The organism is Streptomyces sp. NPDC055287 (assembly GCF_053646035.1).
This window is the reverse complement of record NZ_JBSHNE010000005.1, coordinates 249,832-266,597: the sequence shown is the minus strand read 5'-3', so window position 1 is coordinate 266,597 and position 16,766 is coordinate 249,832. Positions and strand designations below refer to the sequence as shown.

Below are 16,766 nucleotides of genomic sequence, written 5' to 3'. Positions count from 1 at the left end.
AGGGCGCGCCGCTCAGGAAACCTTGAGCAGCGCGCCCTCGCGCCATTTCAGGATCTTGTCGAAACTGACCACGGCCCCGTGCCCCGGCCTGTTCCTGAAATGCACGTGATCGGCAAGCTGCTCGATCAGGCACAGGCCTCTGCCGTTCTCCGCCGAAGAGTGCGCGGGACGCACCGCCGCGCGGTGCCCCCGGCGTGAAGGGGGAAAACCCGGCCCGGAGTCGGCGACCTCAATACGGCATTTCTCGCCGTCCAGATAAGCGGTCACCCGATATTCCGCGGAAGGCGATCCGGAACGCTCGTCACCGCCGTGCTCGACCGCGTTCGCACAGGCCTCGCTGAGCGCGACCGACAGGTCGTAGGAGATGTCCGGATCCACCCCCGCCGTCTCCATGGTGCCGAGCAGAAGGCGGCGGGCGAGCGGGACGCTCGCGGCTTCGCGCCGCAAGTGGAGAGACCACCAGATGCTCATGCTCCAGCCTCCTGGCTGCGGCTCGACATACGGTTACGTATTGCCGCAAGCAACACCTCATAAGCGTGGAGTCAACGTGATTGCGCTCATTCGGCCGACGCGCGCACTCCTTACGCCGGTGTATATGCTCCAGGACCTGCCGTAGGAATGCCGTGGACGCAGTGCGATGATGTCGAGGCCATGTCTACGTCCGTCGCACGCGCCGCAGCCCGTCTGCGGCTGGTGAGGACCGCGGTGTTCACCGCGGTCTGTGTCGTGCTGTCCGCGACCGGACACGTCATGGCGTCCTGCACGACCGTCCCCTGGTGGACGCTGGCACTCGGCTGCACCGCCGTATTCGGCCTGGTCGCCCCCTTCGCCGGGCCCGCCCGCTCGTTGCCCGCCATCACCGCCGCGCTCACCTGCGGACAGCTCGCCCTGCACACCCTCTTCGGCCTCGGCCAGCACAGCCCGGCTCTCGAAAGCGCGGCCACCGACACCTCGCTGCGGGCCTTCGCCGCGAAGCTCGTGTGCGGCGCCGGCGCACTGCCGCTCAGCACCGCCGAGGCGCGCCGCATCGTCACCGAAGCCGGCATCGACCCGGCGTCCCTGCACACGGCGCGGCAGCACCTCGCGCACACCGCGCACCACACGGGCGCCGGCGAACCGGCCACCGGACTGCTGCCCGGCCTCCCCATGCTGCTCGGTCACCTGCTGGCCGCCGTCGCGACCGGATGGCTCCTGCGGCGCGGAGAAATGGCACTGTCCCGGCTGGTCCTGCTGTCGGCCCACGGCGTCGCGGAAGGCGCGCTCCTGCGGTCGCTGCGCGCCGCCCTGGCCCTCGTACGGTCGCTCAGCGTCGGCCCGCTCCCGGGAACGCCCGTCCGCGGCACGCGTACGCCGCACACCCCGTTCCTCACGGCCCTGCGGCCGGCCGGAGAAGCCCTCCAGCACACGGTGGTCCGGCGCGGACCGCCCACCGCGGCGCTCGTACTCGCAGCCTGACGCGGCGCACTCCCCGGCGTAACCCTCGCACACCCACGGGAGCGGCGCCGTGATGCCGGTGCGCATCCGTGCACCGGAGCGTCATTCACCTCTGCTCCGTGGAGTGTTCCAGCATGAACGTCACCCGTATGTCCGTTGTCTCCGTCGCCGGTGCCGCCGCCGCTTCCACTGTCCTGCTGTTCGCGGGAACGGCCTTCGCGCACGTCGGCGTACAGCCCGTCGGGCCCGCCGAGAAGGGCGGCTACGCCACCGTCAACGTCAAGGTGCCCAACGAGCGCGACAACGCCTCGACCGTCAAGCTCGAGGTCTCCTTCCCGACCGGCCACCCGCTGTCGTCCGTCATGCCGCAGCCCGTACCCGGCTGGAAGACCGAGGTCACCAAGACGAAGCTCGACAAGCCGCTGAAGGTCCACGGCAAGGAGATCGACGAAGCCGTCTCCAAGGTCACCTGGACCGGCGGCAAGATCGGGCCCGGCCAGTTCCAGCAGTTCCCGCTCTCCCTCGGCCAGCTGCCCGAGGACGCCGACCAGCTCGTCCTCAAGGCCGTCCAGACCTACGACAACGAGGAAGTCGTCCGCTGGATCGAGGAGCCCAAGGAGGGCGAGGAGGAGCCCCAGTCGCCCGCGCCCGTGCTCAAGTTGACCGAGCCCACCGGTGACGACCACCACGGCGCCTCCGGCGGCGAGGCGAAGAGCGACGAGAAGGAAACCGGCAAGGCCCACAACGCCGGTCACAAGAGCGAGACCGCGGACGCCGGCGACACCGCCGCCAGCGACACGACCGCCCGCGTCCTCGGCATCGTCGGCATCCTCGTGGGTGTCGCGGGAGTGGCCTTCGGTGTCCTCGCCGGCCGCCGCCGCACGTCCTGACGCCTCAATCCCCCACCGAAACACGGGAACCCTCTCCATGCGCAACAAGCACGCGCTGGCCGTGGCGGCCCTCGCCGCCGCAGCCGCACTCACCCTGTCCGCGTGCGGCGGCGACAAGGCTGACAGCGGCACCAAGCCCGTCACCGACGTCTCCGCCGACATGAACGACAAGGCCGCGACCGTACTCGACCGGCCCTTCAAGAAGCCGGACCTCGTCCTCACGGACACCCACGGCAAGAAGTACGACCTGCGAGAGCGGACCAAGGGCAAGCCGACACTCATCTACTTCGGCTACACCAACTGCCCCGACGTCTGCCCCCTGACGATGAGCAACATCGCCATCGCGTACAAGAAGCTCCCCCAGGCCGACCGCGACAAGCTCCAGGTCGTCTTCGTCACCACCGACCCCGAACGCGACACCCCCGAGGCCCTCGGCAAGTGGCTCAGGGGCGCGGGCGACCCGTCCTTCACCGGCCTCACCGGCGACTTCCCGACCATCCAGGCCGGGGCCCGCCAGATGGGAATCGGCATCGACCCGCCCAAGAAGGAGAAGGACGGCACCGTCGTCTCCATGCACGGCGCGCAGGTCATCGCCTTCTCCCCGAAGACCGACGCCGGATACGTCCTCTACAGCGAGGACACCACCGCCGACGACTACACCAAGGACCTCCCCGAGCTCATCAAGGGGGAGAACCCGTGATCCGCCGGCGCAACACCCTCACGACGGCCGCGGCGCTCGCCGCCGGCCTCGTACTGGCCGGCTGCTCCTCCTCCGGGGGCGACGACAAGCCGCGGCTGAAGGTCACCGGGGCATTCATGCCGGAGCCCGTCATGGACGACATGGCCGCGGGCTTCCTCACCGTCACGAACGACAGCGGCACCGCGGACCGGCTCACCTCCGTCACCAGCGACATCGCGGGCGAGGTCCAGATCCACGAGACCAAGAACCAGAAGATGCGCGAGGTCACGTCCTTCGACATCCCCGCGGACGGCGAGCTCGACCTGGAGCGCGGTGGGAACCACATGATGTTCCTCGAGCTCAAGAAGAAGCCCAAGCAGGGCGAGAACGTGTCCGTGGAGCTGCACTTCGAGAAGGCCGGCCCGATCAAGGCCGAACTTCCCGTGAAGGAGTCCACCCACAACCCCAAGAAGCAGTGAGGGACTGACCCACCATGCCGGCAACCGCCCCGCGCTTCGGAGCAGCCGCAGTGATCAGACTGCTGCTCGTCACCACCGCACTCCTCGGCACCCTGCTCGCAGGGGCCGCCCCCGCGTCCGCGCACGCCGCGCTCACGGAAAGCGACCCGAAGGACGGGGCGGTCGTCGCCACCGCGCCCAAGAACATCACTCTCACGTTCTCCGAGAAGATCGCTCTCGGGAACGACTCGATCCGCGTACTGGAACCGAGCGGGAAGCGCTCCGACGCCGGTGAAGTACGCGACATGAGCAGCGGCAGCGTCGTCAAGTACGGCGTCGCCCTGAACCCCGGGCTGCCCGACGGCACGTACACCGTCGCCTGGCAGGCCGTCTCCGCCGACAGCCACCCCATCTCCGGGGCCTTCACCTTCTCCATCGGCGCCCCCTCCAAGACCACCGTCGCCCTGCCCGAACAGACCGCCGGCGGCGGTCTCGTCGGCGCCCTCTACGGCATCGCCCGCTACACCGCGTACGCCGGCTTCATCCTGCTCGTCGGCGGCGGCGCTTTCGTCCTGGCCTGCTGGCAGCGCGGCGCGGGTGAACGGCCCGTGCAGCGCCTCGTCGTACAGGGCTGGATCACCCTGACCGCCTCGACGCTCGCGATGCTGCTGCTGCGCGCCCCCTACACGGGCTCCGGGAAGCTCGCGGACGCCTTCGACCTGAGCGGGCTCAAGGCCGTACTGGAGACCAAGACCGGCGCCTCGCTCGTCTCGCGGCTGCTGCTGCTCGGCGCCGCCGCACTCTTCGTCGCCGTGCTGTTCGGCGCGTACGCCAAGAACGACGCGCCCGGGGACGAGAAGCAGCTCAGCGAGAAGAAGGACCTCACCTTCGGGCTCGCTCTGGGCGGTGGCGTCCTGGCCGCCGGGATCGCGGCCACCTGGGCGCTCTCCGAACACGCGTCGACCGGACTCCAGCCCGGCATCGCGATGCCCGTCGACGTCCTGCACATGCTGGCCGCCTCCACCTGGATCGGCGGCCTCGCCGCGCTGCTCGTCGCGCTCTACAGGGTGCCGGGCATCGAACGCGGCGCCGTACGCAACTTCTCCCGCCTGGCCTTCGCGAGCGTCGCCGTCGTGGCCGCGACCGGGACCTACCAGTCCTGGCGGCAGGTCGGCACCTGGTCGGCTCTGACCGGAACGGCGTACGGGCAGCTCCTGCTCGTCAAGATCGGTCTGGTGGCCGTCCTCGTCGGCATGGCCTGGATCTCGCGGCGCTGGACGGGGCAACTGGCCGGGGCGGCCGCTCCGCAGGCTGAGGAATCCGACGCCGAAGAGCCCGCCGACCCTGCCGACGACGGTGCCGACGACTCTGCCGACGAACCCGAGCGCGAGCCCGTCACCGTGCCCGAGGACCCCGCGCGCGCCGCCCAGCTCGCCCGCCAGAGAGCCGCCGTGGCAACGGCGCGTCAGAAGCGGGTACGGGACGCCGACCCCCAGCGGCTGGGGCTGCGGCGCTCCGTGCTCGCGGAGGCGGCGGTCGCCGTGGTCCTGCTGGCCGTGACGACCCTGCTGACGAGCACCGAGCCCGGCCGCACCGAGGAGAAGGAAGCGGGCCGCAGCGAAACCGCCGCCCCCGCAGGGCCCATCAATGTCCGCATCCCCTTCGACACCGGCGGCGAGGACGGCAAGGGCACCGCGAAGGTCGAACTCGACCCCGCGCGCTCCGGCGCCAACTCCCTGCACGTATGGCTCGAGCGGCCCAACGGGCGCGCCATGGACGCACCCGAGGTGAAGGTCGCCTTCACCAACAACGACAAGGAGATCGGTCCGCTGCCGGCCGCCCCCGACCGCATCGCCACCGGACACTGGAGTGCCAACGGCGTGCAGATACCCATGCCGGGGACCTGGGAGGTCGAAGTGACCGTACGCACCTCCGACATCGACCAAGTGACCGTCAAGAAGAACGTGAAGATCGGCTGACCGGCGTGAACGACAACGACGTGAGCGAGAACGGCATCTCGAGGAGGCGGCTGCTCGGCACCGCGGGCGCGGCCGGCGCCGCAGGCCTCGCCCTCGGCGCCACCGGCGGCGCCACCGTGTACGCCGCGGCCGGCGGCTCCGAGGCCTCCTCCGGCACCACGGCACTGACCTCCGTCGGCTCGACCGCCGTCCCCTTCCACGGCAGGCACCAGGCGGGCATCACCACCCCCCTCCAGGCCCGGGGCCACCTTGTCGCCTTCGACCTCGCCCCCGGCGCCGGACGCAAGGAGGCGGCGGCGCTGCTGCGGCGCTGGTCGGCGGCGGCGCACAGGATGACGGCCGGCGACCCGTTCGGCGACGCCGACACCGGGGTGGCACTGGACGCCGGACCGTCCTCGCTCACCGTCACCTTCGGCTTCGGCCGCACGTTCTTCAGCCGTACGGGACTGAACCGGCGGCGCCCGGCCGCGCTCGACCCGCTGCCCGACTTCTCCTCCGACCACCTCGACGCACGGCGCAGCAACGGCGACCTGTGGGTCCAGATCGGCGCAGACGACGCACTGGTCGCCTTCCACGCCTTGCGCACCATCCAGAAGGAGGCGGGCGAGGCCGCCCGGGTGCGGTGGCAGATGAACGGCTTCAACCGTTCCCCGGGCGCCACCGCGCAGCCCATGACGGCCCGCAACCTGATGGGCCAGATCGACGGCACCGGCAACCCGAAGCCCTCCGAGACCGACTTCGACCGGCGGATCTTCGTCCCGACGGACGGCGGCGCCGAGGGACCCGAGTGGATGGCGGGCGGCTCCTACGCCGTCGTACGCCGCATCCGTATGCTCCTCGACGACTGGGAGAAGCTGCCGCGCGGCGACCAGGAGAAGGTCATCGGGCGGAAGAAGAGCGACGGGGCGCCGCTGACGGGCGGCACCGAGACCACCGAGCTCGACCTCGACCGGACCGGTCCGGACGGCAAGCTCGTCATCCCGTCCAACGCCCACGCCCGTATCTCCGCACCCGAACAGAACGGCGGCGCGGCGATGCTGCGCCGGCCGTTCTCGTACCACGACGGGATCGGCGCGGACGGCACGCCGGACGCCGGACTGCTCTTCGTCTGCTGGCAGGCGGACCCGCTGCGCGGCTTCGTGCCGGTGCAGCGCAAGCTCGACCGGGGGGACGCCCTGTCGCCGTTCATCCGGCACGAGGCGAGCGGGCTGTTCGCCGTGCCGGGCGGGGCGCGGGACGGGGAGTACGTGGGACAGCGGCTCCTGGAGTCCTGAGTCCCGGCCTGCGTTCCGGCCTCTGTGCCGTTCCCCGTCCCGTCGCTCGTTCCGTACAGCCCTCCCGTACGGCGCATTAAGGTGACCGTATGTCGGCAACGCGCTATGCCTATCTCGGCCCCGAAGGCACCTTCACCGAGGTCGCCCTCCGCACGCTCCCTGAAGCCGCCACCCGGGAACTCGCCCCGATGGTGTCCGTACCCGCCGCGCTCGACGCGGTACGCAGCGGTGAGGCGGCGGCGGCGCTCGTACCGATCGAGAACTCCGTCGAGGGCGGCATCACCGCCACGCTCGACGAGCTGGCGTCCGGCGAACCGCTGATGATCTACCGCGAGGTGCTGCTCTCCATCAGCTTCGCGCTGCTGGTGCGCCCCGGCACGAAGCTCTCCGACATCAAGACGGTCACCGCGCACCCCGCCGCCCAGCCGCAGGTACGCAACTGGATGGCGGCCCACCTGCCCGACGCGCTGTGGGAGTCGGCGGCGTCGAACGCGGACGGCGCGCGGCTCGTCCAGGAGGGCCGGTACGACGCGGCCTTCGCGGGTGAGTTCGCCGCGGCGAAATACGGTCTCGAACCGCTGGTCACCGAGATCCACGACGCGGTGAACGCGCAGACGCGCTTCGTGCTGGTGGGGCGGCCCGCGCGGCCCGCGGCACCGACCGGTGCGGACAAGACATCGGTGGTTCTCTGGCTGGGCGACGACCACCCGGGCGCACTGCTGGAACTGCTCCAGGAATTCGCGGTGCGCGGCGTCAACCTGATGCTGATCCAGTCGCGGCCGACGGGCGCGGGCATCGGAAATTACTGCTTCGCCGTGGACGCCGAGGGCCATATCTCGGACCGGCGGGTGGGCGAGGCCCTGATGGGGCTGAAGCGGATCTGCCCGAAGGTGCGGTTCCTCGGGTCGTACCCGCGCGCCGGTGTGGCGGCCGAGGACGTGCGGGCGCTGCGGCCGGGGACCTCGGACGCGGAATTCGTGGCGGCCGCGGACTGGCTGGCGCGGAGCCAGGACGGCCGGGCCTGACCCGTCCGGGCGGCGGCTCCTGCTGCTAGTCCTACCTGCAGATTTGCGTTGTCCACAGAAGTTGTCCACAGGCGCGGTTCTCGACCTGGGGACAAGTCGACAACACATCCCGACATCGTCGACAAATCTGCTCAGAGAGCTCCCTTCCGTCCACAGGGCGCCAGGTCATCACCTGTCACCCCAATTCTATTGATCAACTCTTTAGGGCGAGCAATTCCCACCCGAATGAGTGTGTGAAGGGGGTTTGGGCCGGGAATCCTTGGCCCTTCATGCACCTTTCGGAACGCCCCCTTCCGGCATCCACAGATCTTTCGCACAGCCTGTGGATAAGTCCTGGAGGCCGTCCATTCCTGTGGACAACCGAGACGCCAACTCCCGCTCCGCGCAAGGGAAAAGCGTCAAGGAGTCGAACCGGAAGTGCCCTGTTTCGGGGAATAGTGCCTGTTTTATTGACGCCTGCCACAGGCTCCGGGACGACCGCTGCCCACGATTCCCAATTTGGGCATTACGGGCAAAGTGCCACGCAATGCGATATCAAGTCGAAGGGCGGAAGCGGTCGCAGGTAGCCTGGTGGGGTGATTGACCTTCGCCTGCTCCGTGAGGACCCCGACCGTGTTCGCGCCTCCCAGCGCGCCCGTGGAGAGGACGTCGCCCTTGTCGACGCCCTCCTCTCCGCCGACGAGCGGCGCAGGTCGTCCGGCGTCCGCTTCGACGAACTCCGCTCCGAGCAGAAGTCGCTCGGCAAACTCATCCCCAAGGCCTCCGGCGACGAGAAGGCCGAGCTGCTGAAGAAGGCCGGCGACCTCTCCGCCGCCGTCAAGGCCGCCGACGCCGAGCAGGACGAGGCGGCCGAGGAGTCCAAGCGGCTGCTGCTGCAGCTCGGCAACATCGTGCACCCCGACGTGCCCGTGGGCGGCGAGGAAGACTTCGTCGTACGGGACACGATCGGCACCCCGCGCGACTTCGCGGCCGAGGGCTTCGAGCCCAAGGACCACCTCGAGCTCGGCGAGGCGCTCGGCGCGATCGACGTCGAGCGCGGCGCCAAGGTGTCCGGCTCGCGCTTCTACTACCTGACCGGCATCGGCGCGCTCCTCGAGCTCGCCCTCGTCAACGCGGCGATCGCGCAGGCCACCGAGGCCGGCCTGATCCCGATGCTGACCCCCGCGCTGGTCCGCCCGCGCGCCATGGAGGGCACGGGCTTCCTCGGCCAGGCCGCCGAGAACGTGTACCACCTGGAGAAGGACGACTACTACCTGGTCGGCACCTCCGAGGTCCCCCTCGCGGCGTACCACATGGACGAGATCATCGACGCGGACAAGCTGCCGCTGCGGTACGCCGGCTTCTCGCCCTGCTTCCGCCGTGAGGCCGGTACGTACGGGAAGGACACCCGGGGCATCTTCCGGGTGCACCAGTTCGACAAAGTCGAGATGTTCTCGTACGTCGACCCGGCGGACGCCGAGGCGGAGCTGGACCGGCTGCTGGCGTGGGAGAAGCAGTGGCTGTCGTCGCTGGAGCTGCCGTTCCAGGTGATCGACGTGGCCAGTGGTGACCTGGGTGCCTCGGCCTCGCGGAAGTACGACTGCGAGGCGTGGATTCCGACGCAGGGCAAGTACCGCGAGCTGACGTCCGCGTCGAACTGCCTGGAGTTCCAGTCGCGCCGGCTGTCGATCCGCATGCGCGAGGGCAAGAAGGTGCAGCCGCTCGCGACGCTGAACGGCACGCTGTGCGCCGTCCCGCGCACGATCGTGGCGATCCTGGAGAACCACCAGCAGGCCGACGGTTCGGTGCGCGTGCCCGAGGTGCTGCGTCCGTACCTCGGAGGACGAGCCACTCTTGAGCCCAAGTAGATGCCGTCCGGAGCCCCTCTCCAAGTGAGCACCACCTCCCGGCCGTTCCCGTACAAACTGGTCGCGACCGACCTCGACGGGACGCTGCTGCGCTCCGACGACACGGTCTCGGTCCGTACGCGCGAAGCGCTCGCCGCCGCCACGGCGGCGGGCGCGGCCCACATCGTCGTCACCGGCCGCTCGGTTCCGTGGACGCGGCACATCCTGGACGATCTCGGCTACCAGGGCCTCGCGGTCTGCGGCCAGGGCGCACAGGTCTACCACGCGGGTGAACACCGGCTGCTGACATCGGTGACGCTGGACCGGCAGCTGGCCGGGCTGGCGCTGTCGAAGATCGAGGCGGAGACCGGCCCGCTGGCGCTCGCCGCGAGTCGTGACGGCCTGCAGGGTGAGGTGCTGGTCGGGGCGGGCTACCGGGTGCAGGAAGGTCCGCTTCCGTACGTGGACCTCAAGGACCCGTCCGAGCTGTGGTCGGCGCCGCTGAACAAGGTCTACATCCAGCACCCGGACCTGGACGACGACGAGCTGGCGCGGGTCGCGCGCCAGACTGTCGGCAGCCTGGTCGACGTGGTCATGGCGGGTCCGGGCGTGGTGGAGCTTCTCCCGCTGGGCCTCAGCAAGGCGACGGGCCTGTCGCTGGCGGCGCGGCGGCTGAAACTCAAGGCCGCGGACACGATCGCCTTCGGCGACATGCCGAACGACATCCCGATGTTCGGCTGGGCGGCGCACGGCGTGGCGATGGCCAACGCGCACGACGAACTGAAGGCCGTGGCGCACGAGATCACGGCGTCCAACGACCACGACGGCATCGCGGTCGTCCTGGAACAGCTGCTGAGCGGCTGAGTCCCCTCGTCGGTGGCGAGTGTTGGCCGGGTGCGCATGTCACCGGCCAACACCCCTCCCCCGTGAGTGGTGCGTGACCCAGTGTGCCCGGTCCTGCGGGGCGGCGTCATCCTATTTTCCCAGTTGTAGGATGACTGGGCAACCGGATGGATCAGCCCCGGCTGCAAGGCACCGGAGAGGTTCACGGCGCCGGACATCACAGTCGAGGCAAGGCGGAGGCGGACATGGCGCTGCGGGCGGCGGGACGGCAGTCCCTGGTCGACACCGTCGTCGATCAGCTGCGGGCGCAGCTTGCCGAGGGCGAGTGGGCCGTCGGCGACCGCATCCCGACCGAGCACGAACTGGCCGAGCAGCTCGGCGTCGGCCGCAACACGGTGCGCGAGGCGGTGCGCGTGCTCGTGCACGGCGGGCTCCTCGAATCGCGCCAGGGCAACGGCACGTTCGTACGCTCGGCCGCCGACCCGGCGGCGGTGCTGCGCGGAATGCGGCACGCGAACGTACTGGACGTCCTGGAGCTGCGGGTCGCGCTGGAGGCCGAGGCGGCGCGACTGGCCGCCGTACGGCGCGACGAGGCGGACCTGCGCGCGCTGCGCCACGTCCTCGCCGAGCTGCACGAACAGGGCGACCGGGCCGCCGACGCCGACCTCGCGTTCCACCTCGGCGTCGTCGAGGCGACGCACAACGCCGCGTTCACCGAGGTGTACCGCTTCTTCTCCACCCAGGTGCACGAAACGCTGGTCACCGCGCTCGGCGACCACGACATGCCGCCGATCGACCTGGCCGCGCACGCGGCGCTGATCGACGCGATCGAGGCCGGCGACCCGGCGGCGGCCGAGCTGGCCGCGCGGGCTGTGCTCCAGGTGCCGATCGATGTGGTGACGGCCCTGATCACCCGCTGATCGGCCGCTGATCACCCTGATCATTCACTGATCACCCACTGATCGCGCCCCCAACCCCCTCCCTCGAAAGGCGCATGCCTTGTCACGCCCGGACTCTGATCAACTCTTCCTGGACACCGAGGCCGGCGTACGGCTGTCGCCTCAACGAGCCGCCGCGCGACGCGCGTTGCTCGCCCGTCCGGCGGTGCTGCTGATCGGGATCGTGCTGGCGTCCGTCAACATGCGGGCGGCGCTGGCGAGTGCGTCGCCGCTGGTGAGCGAGATCAGCGGGACCTACGGGCTGTCGTCGACGGCGACGAGCCTGGTGACGTCTGTGCCGGTGCTCTTCCTCGGCGTGGGCGCGATGGTGGCGCCTTGGCTGGGGCGGCGGTTCGGCACCGAAGTGGTGCTGTTCTGCGCCCTGTTGCTGCTCGGCTTGGGGATTGTGGTGCGGGTCGCGCCCGCCGCGCCGGCGCTGTACGGCGGCAGCCTGCTGATCGGGCTGGCGATCGCTCTGCTCAACGTCCTGATGCCGGGCCTGATCAAGCGCGACTTCCCGGGCCGGGCCGCCTCGATGACATCGGTCTACACCGGCGCGATGATCGCGGGCGCGACGGTCGCCGCGGCCGCTTCGGTGCCGCTGGAGAAGGCGTTCGGCGGCAGCTGGGAGGCATCGCTGGCGTTCTGGTCACTGCTGGCCGTGGTCGCCGCCGTGGCGTGGCTGCCGCAGGTGCTGATCGCCCGGAACCGTACGGGCCACGAGGTACGGGTCGGCGCGGTGCGCGGCGACCCGACCCGCAATGTGTGGCGGTCGGCGCTGGCGTGGCAGGTGACGCTCTTCATGGGGCTGCAGTCGCTCTGGTCGTACGTACTGATCGCGTGGATGCCCACGATCTTCACGGACCACGGAATGAGCCGCTCCACCGCGGGTGTGGTCTTCGCCTTCAACAACCTCATCCAGATCGCGGGCGCGTTCGGCGTCCCGCTGCTGGCCGGTCGTATGCGCAGTCAGCGCCCGCTGATCGTGCTGGTCACGACCATGGTGGGGGCCGGTTACGCCGGCCTGATGACCGCCCCGGTCGCCGGCGCCTGGCTGTGGTCCGCGGTGCTCGGCGTCGGCCAGGGCGGCGCCGTCGGCCTCGCACTGACGCTGATCGTGCTGCGCTCGGGTGACGCGGTGACGGCGGCCCGGCTGTCCGGGATGGCGCAGACGGTGGGCTACCTGCTGGCCGCGGCGGGTCCGCTGGCCGCGGGCGCGGTGTACGAGGCGACCGGGAGCTGGACGGTGCCGATCGCGCTGATGCTTGGGGTGTGCGCGGCGGCCCTGGTGGTGGGTCTGTTCGCGGCGCGCGACCGGAAGGTGTAGCAGGCTGGTCCTCGTGACCGAACCCGATGTGAGAGTGCGCAGAGTGTACGAGCCGCCGTCCGCCGACGACGGGACGCGCGTCCTGGTCGACCGGCTGTGGCCGCGCGGCCTGAGCAAGGAGACGGCGGAGGTCGACGAGTGGCCCAAGGCCCTCACCCCGTCGACGGAACTGCGCCGCTGGTACCACGGCGCTTCCGGCGAGTTCGAGGAGTTCGCCCGCCGTTACGAGTCCGAGCTCGCGGCGCCGGAAGCGGCAGCGGCCCTGGGCGACGTGCGTGAGCTCGCGGCGGGCGGCGGCCGGATTACGCTGCTCACCGCCGCCAAGGACCCGGACCGCAGCCACACCGCCGTACTGCGGCGCCTGCTGCTGGCCTGAGGTCCTCGACGGCGGTGAGCCGGGGGGCCGTCTGTGGACAACCTGTCCACCGGGCGGGGATTGACCGATGACAGCGTTCCGCTTACGCCCCTTACTCCTCGCCCGCGAGCTTGAGCGTGCGGAGCTTCTGGCCCGCGTACCAGGTCGCCGCCACCGTCACCGACGCCAGCAGGACCACCGCCGTCGGCAGGGCGACGTCCGAGGTGATCGTGCCGTTCGCGCCGATCCGTTCCGCCAGGGACAGCGCCCACTGCTGCACGCTGAGCGTGCGCGCGCCCGGGACGAGGCTGCCGAAGAGCGTCTCCCAGACGAGGGCGTAGACGAGGCCGAAGACCACCGCGTGGCGGGTGACCGTACCGAGCAGCAGGAAGATCGCGCTGTACGCGACCGACGCGACCAGCGCCGCGACCGTGTAGGCGATCGCGATCTGTCCGCCGTTGCCGTTGAGGATCAGGCCCGCGATGAACGTGGGGATCGCCGAGAACGCCATCGTCACGGCGATCGCGACGATGAGCTTGGTGAAGATGATCGTGGGCCGCTTCACCGGCTTGGCGAGCAGATAGACGATCGAGCCGTCGTCGATCTCCGGGCCGATCGCGCCGGTGCCCGCGATCACGCCGATCAGCGGGATCATCGTGGCGATCGCGAAGCCGCCGAGGACGTCCGACGCGATCTGGTCGTCGGCGCCCGTCAGCAGCCGTACCGCGACCGCGATCGCGATCAGCAGGGCCGGCAGGACGAAGAGGACGGCGGCCCTGCGGCGGCCGAGGAGGGCCCGGTAGGTGAGCCGGGCGACTGTGGGTTCGTAGATCATCGCTGCAAGCTCCTTTCAGGCCGCTACGAGGTAGGAGAAGACCGATTCGAGCGACTCGTCGGAGGGCGAGACCGTCAGCAGCCGGATGCCGTGCGCGCGGGCGACCTGCGGAAGCAGCGCCGTGAACCGGCCGAAGTCGACGGCCTGGATGCGCAGCGCCCCTTCCGCCAGGTCTACTTCGATGCCTGCCGTGGACGGGTCGGCGATCAGTGCCGCGGCGAGCGCGCGGTCGTCGCTGGACCGTACGAGATAGCGGTGCGGGCGGTCCGTCATCAGGCGGCGGATCTTGCGGAAGTCGCCGGATGCGGCGTGCCGTCCGGCCACGATCACCTCGATGTGCGAGGCGAGCTGTTCTACCTCCTCCAGGATGTGGGAAGAGAAGAGGACCGTACGGCCCTCCGCGCCCATCCGCCGCAGCAGTTCCATCAGCTGCATGCGCTGGCGCGGGTCCATGCCGTTGAACGGTTCGTCCAGGAGCAGCACCGACGGGTTGTGGACGAGAGCGGACGCCATCTTCACGCGCTGGCGCATGCCCTTGCTGTACGTCGCGATCCTGCGGTCCTGCGCGTACTCCATCTCGACGGTCGCGAGCGCCTGCTGCGCCGCCCCGGCGGTCAGGCCGTGCAGCTCGGCGTTGGCGACGACGAATTCGCGGCCCGTGAGGAAGTCGTACATCGCCTCCCGCTCGGGCACGATGCCGATCTGCTGGTAGACCGACTCGTTGCGCCAGATCGGCTTCCCGTCGAGGGTGACGGTGCCGGTCGAGGGGGCGAGGAAGCCGCCCATCATGTTGATCAGGGTGGACTTGCCCGCGCCGTTGGGGCCGAGCAGTCCGGTCACGCCGGGGCCGACGCGCATGGTGATGTCGTTGACGGCCACCACGTTGCCGAACCAGCGCGAGGTGTGGTCGATGTCGATGGTGGTCACAGCCCGACCTTTCGGTAGCGGCGCATCAGCACGGCGTACGAGCCGAAGATGAGCGCGAGGACGGCGAGCAGGTAGACCACACCGCTGCCGGCCGAGGGGCCTTCCCCTCCGGGGAAGGCTGAAGTGGCGCCGAGGAAGGCGGTCTGTACGCCGTCGATGAGCGTCAGGGGCGAGAACAGGCCGAGCCACTCGACCGCCCCGGTCGCACCCTGGTCCCAGGCGATCACCTGGACCGTGGACACCGCGCCGTACGAGATGGTCAGCACGGCGATGACGGCCGCCACGCCGAAGCCGCGGCGCGGGGTGAGCGCGGCCATGACCAGGCCGAGCCCGGCAAAGAGAACGGACAGCAGTGCCACTGACACCAGCCCCTGTGCGAACGCCTTGGTCTGGTCCGCGAAGTCGAATTCGGCGAGCAGCGCACCGGCGTACAGGATCACCAGCGGGGTCGCCGTGAGGATGAAGAGGGCCGACGCCATCGCCGCGAACTTGGCGAGGACGTAGTCGACGTATTCGATCGGGCGGGAGAAGTACAGCGGCACGGTCTTGAAGCGCAGGTCACGCGATACGGACTGCGGTGCTTGGGAGGCCAGGTAGAGGCCGATGACCGCCTGCATGACGATCGCGAACCGCGTGTACTTCAGCGGCAGGTCCGTCATGCCGGGCGTGGCCACGGCGACCGCGACGATGATGGACGCGACGAGGCACATCACCGCGAAGAGGATCATCGGCAGCACCTTGGACTTGGCACTGCGGCCCAGTCCGTACGCGCCGCGCAGGGACTGTGAGAAGAGCGAGCGGCGTGCGTACGCCCGGCCGAGGCGCGGGCCGTCGTACGACCGGTAGCCGATGTTGTGAATACGGGTCGGGTCGGTGCCCGGCGGTGTCGTGAGGTCAGCTGCCATCGCGGCCGTCTCCCTTCTGCTGTACGGCGGCGACGGGCTCACGGGCGGCCTCGGCGTCTGCTGCCGCGTGATCGTTCGTGCGGAAGACCTCCGCGATGTGGTGCCGGCGCTGTTCCATCCGTACGAGCCCCACGCCCAGGTCGGCGACGGCGTCACGCACCAGGTCGTACGTCTCCTCGCCGGTCGCTTCGACGAGCAGGATGTGGCCCGCGCCGGGCAGACCGTCCTCCACGCGCGCGTGGAGCGTCAGTCCGGCCGCGGTCAGTGCCTCGCGCAGGGCGCGCGTACCGTCCGGGTGGGTGTCGGTGTCGGTCACCTCGACGGCGAGGGTGGCCGTGGTCTGGGTGAAGTCGCTGGTGGAGCTGGAGCGGAGCAGTTTGCCGCCGTCGATGACGACGACGTGGTCGCAGGTGCGCTCGAGCTCACCGAGGAGGTGCGAGGTGACCAGGACCGAGATGCCGAAGTCGGTGTGGATGCGGCGGATGAGGCCGAGCATCTCGTCGCGGCCGACCGGGTCGAGGCCGTTGGTCGGCTCGTCGAGCAGGACCAGCCTCGGGTCGTGGACGAGGGCCTGCGCCAGCTTCACGCGCTGCTTCATGCCGGTCGAGTAGCCGCCGATGGGGCGGTAGCGCTCCTCGTACAGGCCGACGTGGCGCAGCGTGTCGGCGGTGCGCTCGCGGGCGGCGGTCGGCGGGAGCCCCGACATGCGCGCCATGTGGACGACGAACTCGGTGGCCGAGACGTCGGGTGGCAGCGCGTCGTGCTCGGGCATGTAGCCGACCTGCTCGCGGATGGCCCCGCCGCTGGTGGCGACGTCGAGGCCGAGCACGGCAGCCGTGCCCTCCGTGGCGGGGGACAGACCCAGCAGGATCTTGATCAAGGTGGACTTGCCGGCTCCGTTGGCGCCCACCAGGCCGGTCACACCGGGTCCGATGTCCAACGAGAGCCGGTCAAGAGCGGTCACCCTCGGGAACCGCTTGCTCAGGCTTTCGGTCGCGATCACAGTCACGTTCTCGAAGGTAGTGGCGCAGACCACAGCGGGCGTCAGACCAGACGGCTGGATCGGTGTCC

The 16,766-nt window shown here is 70.2% G+C and carries 17 protein-coding genes; 12 read left to right on the top strand and 5 right to left on the bottom strand.

The genetic code is table 11. The features are described 5' to 3' along the window. Nucleotides 1-12: 12 nt before the first annotated feature. Nucleotides 13-471: an ATP-binding protein gene (locus tag ACWIHY_RS11190; protein WP_454375362.1), complete on the bottom strand. Its 459-nt coding sequence runs from the start codon at nt 469-471 to the stop codon at nt 13-15. A gap of 180 nt (nt 472-651) precedes the next feature. On the opposite strand from ACWIHY_RS11190, the gene ACWIHY_RS11185 reads away from it, so the two are divergent. The 12 genes from ACWIHY_RS11185 to ACWIHY_RS11130 all read left to right on the top strand — a co-directional run bounded on the left by ACWIHY_RS11185 (nt 652) and on the right by ACWIHY_RS11130 (nt 13,049). Continuing rightward, the gene (locus ACWIHY_RS11185; protein ID WP_454375361.1) at nt 652-1,455 is read left to right on the top strand and encodes a hypothetical protein; all 804 of its coding nucleotides are present in this window, start codon (nt 652-654) and stop codon (nt 1,453-1,455) included. A gap of 113 nt (nt 1,456-1,568) precedes the next feature. Next, complete coding sequence (locus ACWIHY_RS11180; RefSeq protein ID WP_454375360.1) at nt 1,569-2,324, top strand: YcnI family copper-binding membrane protein; 756 nt, start codon at nt 1,569-1,571, stop codon at nt 2,322-2,324. Between the two features lie 37 nt (nt 2,325-2,361). Next, complete coding sequence (locus ACWIHY_RS11175) at nt 2,362-3,024, top strand: SCO family protein (protein ID WP_454375359.1); 663 nt, start codon at nt 2,362-2,364, stop codon at nt 3,022-3,024. After that, on the top strand, nt 3,024-3,482 hold the full coding sequence (locus ACWIHY_RS11170; protein ID WP_454375477.1) for a copper chaperone PCu(A)C: 459 nt from the start codon (nt 3,024-3,026) through the stop codon (nt 3,480-3,482). The genes ACWIHY_RS11175 and ACWIHY_RS11170 overlap by 1 nt, the downstream gene beginning before the upstream one ends. A gap of 14 nt (nt 3,483-3,496) precedes the next feature. After that, entirely contained in the window at nt 3,497-5,440 is a 1,944-nt protein-coding gene (locus ACWIHY_RS11165; RefSeq protein ID WP_454375358.1) for a copper resistance CopC/CopD family protein, read from the top strand. Nucleotides 5,441-5,445: 5 nt separating this feature from the next. After that, on the top strand, nt 5,446-6,714 hold the full coding sequence (efeB, locus tag ACWIHY_RS11160; protein ID WP_454375357.1) for an iron uptake transporter deferrochelatase/peroxidase subunit: 1,269 nt from the start codon (nt 5,446-5,448) through the stop codon (nt 6,712-6,714). An 89-nt stretch (nt 6,715-6,803) separates the two neighbouring features. After that, complete coding sequence (gene pheA, locus ACWIHY_RS11155) at nt 6,804-7,739, top strand: prephenate dehydratase (protein ID WP_454375356.1); 936 nt, start codon at nt 6,804-6,806, stop codon at nt 7,737-7,739. Nucleotides 7,740-8,314: 575 nt separating this feature from the next. After that, on the top strand, nt 8,315-9,586 hold the full coding sequence (gene serS / locus ACWIHY_RS11150) for a serine--tRNA ligase (RefSeq protein WP_454375355.1): 1,272 nt from the start codon (nt 8,315-8,317) through the stop codon (nt 9,584-9,586). Between the two features lie 24 nt (nt 9,587-9,610). Beyond that, nucleotides 9,611-10,429 (top strand): HAD family hydrolase, encoded by an 819-nt coding sequence (locus ACWIHY_RS11145; RefSeq protein WP_454375354.1) that lies wholly within the window; start codon nt 9,611-9,613, stop codon nt 10,427-10,429. Between the two features lie 224 nt (nt 10,430-10,653). Further along, nucleotides 10,654-11,328: a FadR/GntR family transcriptional regulator gene (locus ACWIHY_RS11140; RefSeq protein ID WP_454375353.1), complete on the top strand. Its 675-nt coding sequence runs from the start codon at nt 10,654-10,656 to the stop codon at nt 11,326-11,328. A 79-nt stretch (nt 11,329-11,407) separates the two neighbouring features. Next, on the top strand, nt 11,408-12,673 hold the full coding sequence (locus ACWIHY_RS11135) for a CynX/NimT family MFS transporter (RefSeq protein ID WP_454375352.1): 1,266 nt from the start codon (nt 11,408-11,410) through the stop codon (nt 12,671-12,673). A 13-nt stretch (nt 12,674-12,686) separates the two neighbouring features. Further along, a complete protein-coding gene (locus ACWIHY_RS11130) occupies nt 12,687-13,049 on the top strand; it encodes a DUF488 domain-containing protein (protein ID WP_454375351.1) in 363 nt (120 codons plus the stop codon). 91 nt (nt 13,050-13,140) lie between these two features. Here the strand turns inward: ACWIHY_RS11130 and ACWIHY_RS11125 are convergent, their stop codons facing one another. The 4 genes from ACWIHY_RS11125 to ACWIHY_RS11110 are packed head-to-tail and all read right to left on the bottom strand — an operon-like array spanning nt 13,141 to nt 16,704. Beyond that, nucleotides 13,141-13,860, bottom strand: a complete 720-nt coding sequence (locus ACWIHY_RS11125) for an ABC transporter permease (RefSeq protein ID WP_454375476.1) — start codon at nt 13,858-13,860, stop codon at nt 13,141-13,143. Nucleotides 13,861-13,878: 18 nt separating this feature from the next. After that, nucleotides 13,879-14,790: an ABC transporter ATP-binding protein gene (locus ACWIHY_RS11120; RefSeq protein WP_454375350.1), complete on the bottom strand. Its 912-nt coding sequence runs from the start codon at nt 14,788-14,790 to the stop codon at nt 13,879-13,881. Then, the gene (locus ACWIHY_RS11115) at nt 14,787-15,695 is read right to left on the bottom strand and encodes an ABC transporter permease (RefSeq protein WP_454375349.1); all 909 of its coding nucleotides are present in this window, start codon (nt 15,693-15,695) and stop codon (nt 14,787-14,789) included. Before ACWIHY_RS11115 ends, ACWIHY_RS11120 begins: the two co-directional genes overlap by 4 nt. Next, nucleotides 15,685-16,704: an ABC transporter ATP-binding protein gene (locus tag ACWIHY_RS11110; protein WP_454375348.1), complete on the bottom strand. Its 1,020-nt coding sequence runs from the start codon at nt 16,702-16,704 to the stop codon at nt 15,685-15,687. The genes ACWIHY_RS11115 and ACWIHY_RS11110 overlap by 11 nt, the downstream gene beginning before the upstream one ends. Nucleotides 16,705-16,766: the final 62 nt, after the last annotated feature.

Bases quoted from the DNA above. Each gene is read 5' to 3' on its own strand.
- ACWIHY_RS11190 (WP_454375362.1), bottom strand. From the start codon at position 471: ATGAGCATCTGGTGGTCTCTCCACTTGCGGCGCGAAGCCGCGAGCGTC.
- ACWIHY_RS11185 (WP_454375361.1), top strand. From the start codon at position 652: ATGTCTACGTCCGTCGCACGCGCCGCAGCCCGTCTGCGGCTGGTGAGG.
- ACWIHY_RS11180 (WP_454375360.1), top strand. From the start codon at position 1,569: ATGAACGTCACCCGTATGTCCGTTGTCTCCGTCGCCGGTGCCGCCGCC.
- ACWIHY_RS11175 (WP_454375359.1), top strand. From the start codon at position 2,362: ATGCGCAACAAGCACGCGCTGGCCGTGGCGGCCCTCGCCGCCGCAGCC.
- ACWIHY_RS11165 (WP_454375358.1), top strand. From the start codon at position 3,497: ATGCCGGCAACCGCCCCGCGCTTCGGAGCAGCCGCAGTGATCAGACTG.
- pheA (WP_454375356.1), top strand. From the start codon at position 6,804: ATGTCGGCAACGCGCTATGCCTATCTCGGCCCCGAAGGCACCTTCACC.
- ACWIHY_RS11140 (WP_454375353.1), top strand. From the start codon at position 10,654: ATGGCGCTGCGGGCGGCGGGACGGCAGTCCCTGGTCGACACCGTCGTC.
- ACWIHY_RS11115 (WP_454375349.1), bottom strand. From the start codon at position 15,695: ATGGCAGCTGACCTCACGACACCGCCGGGCACCGACCCGACCCGTATT.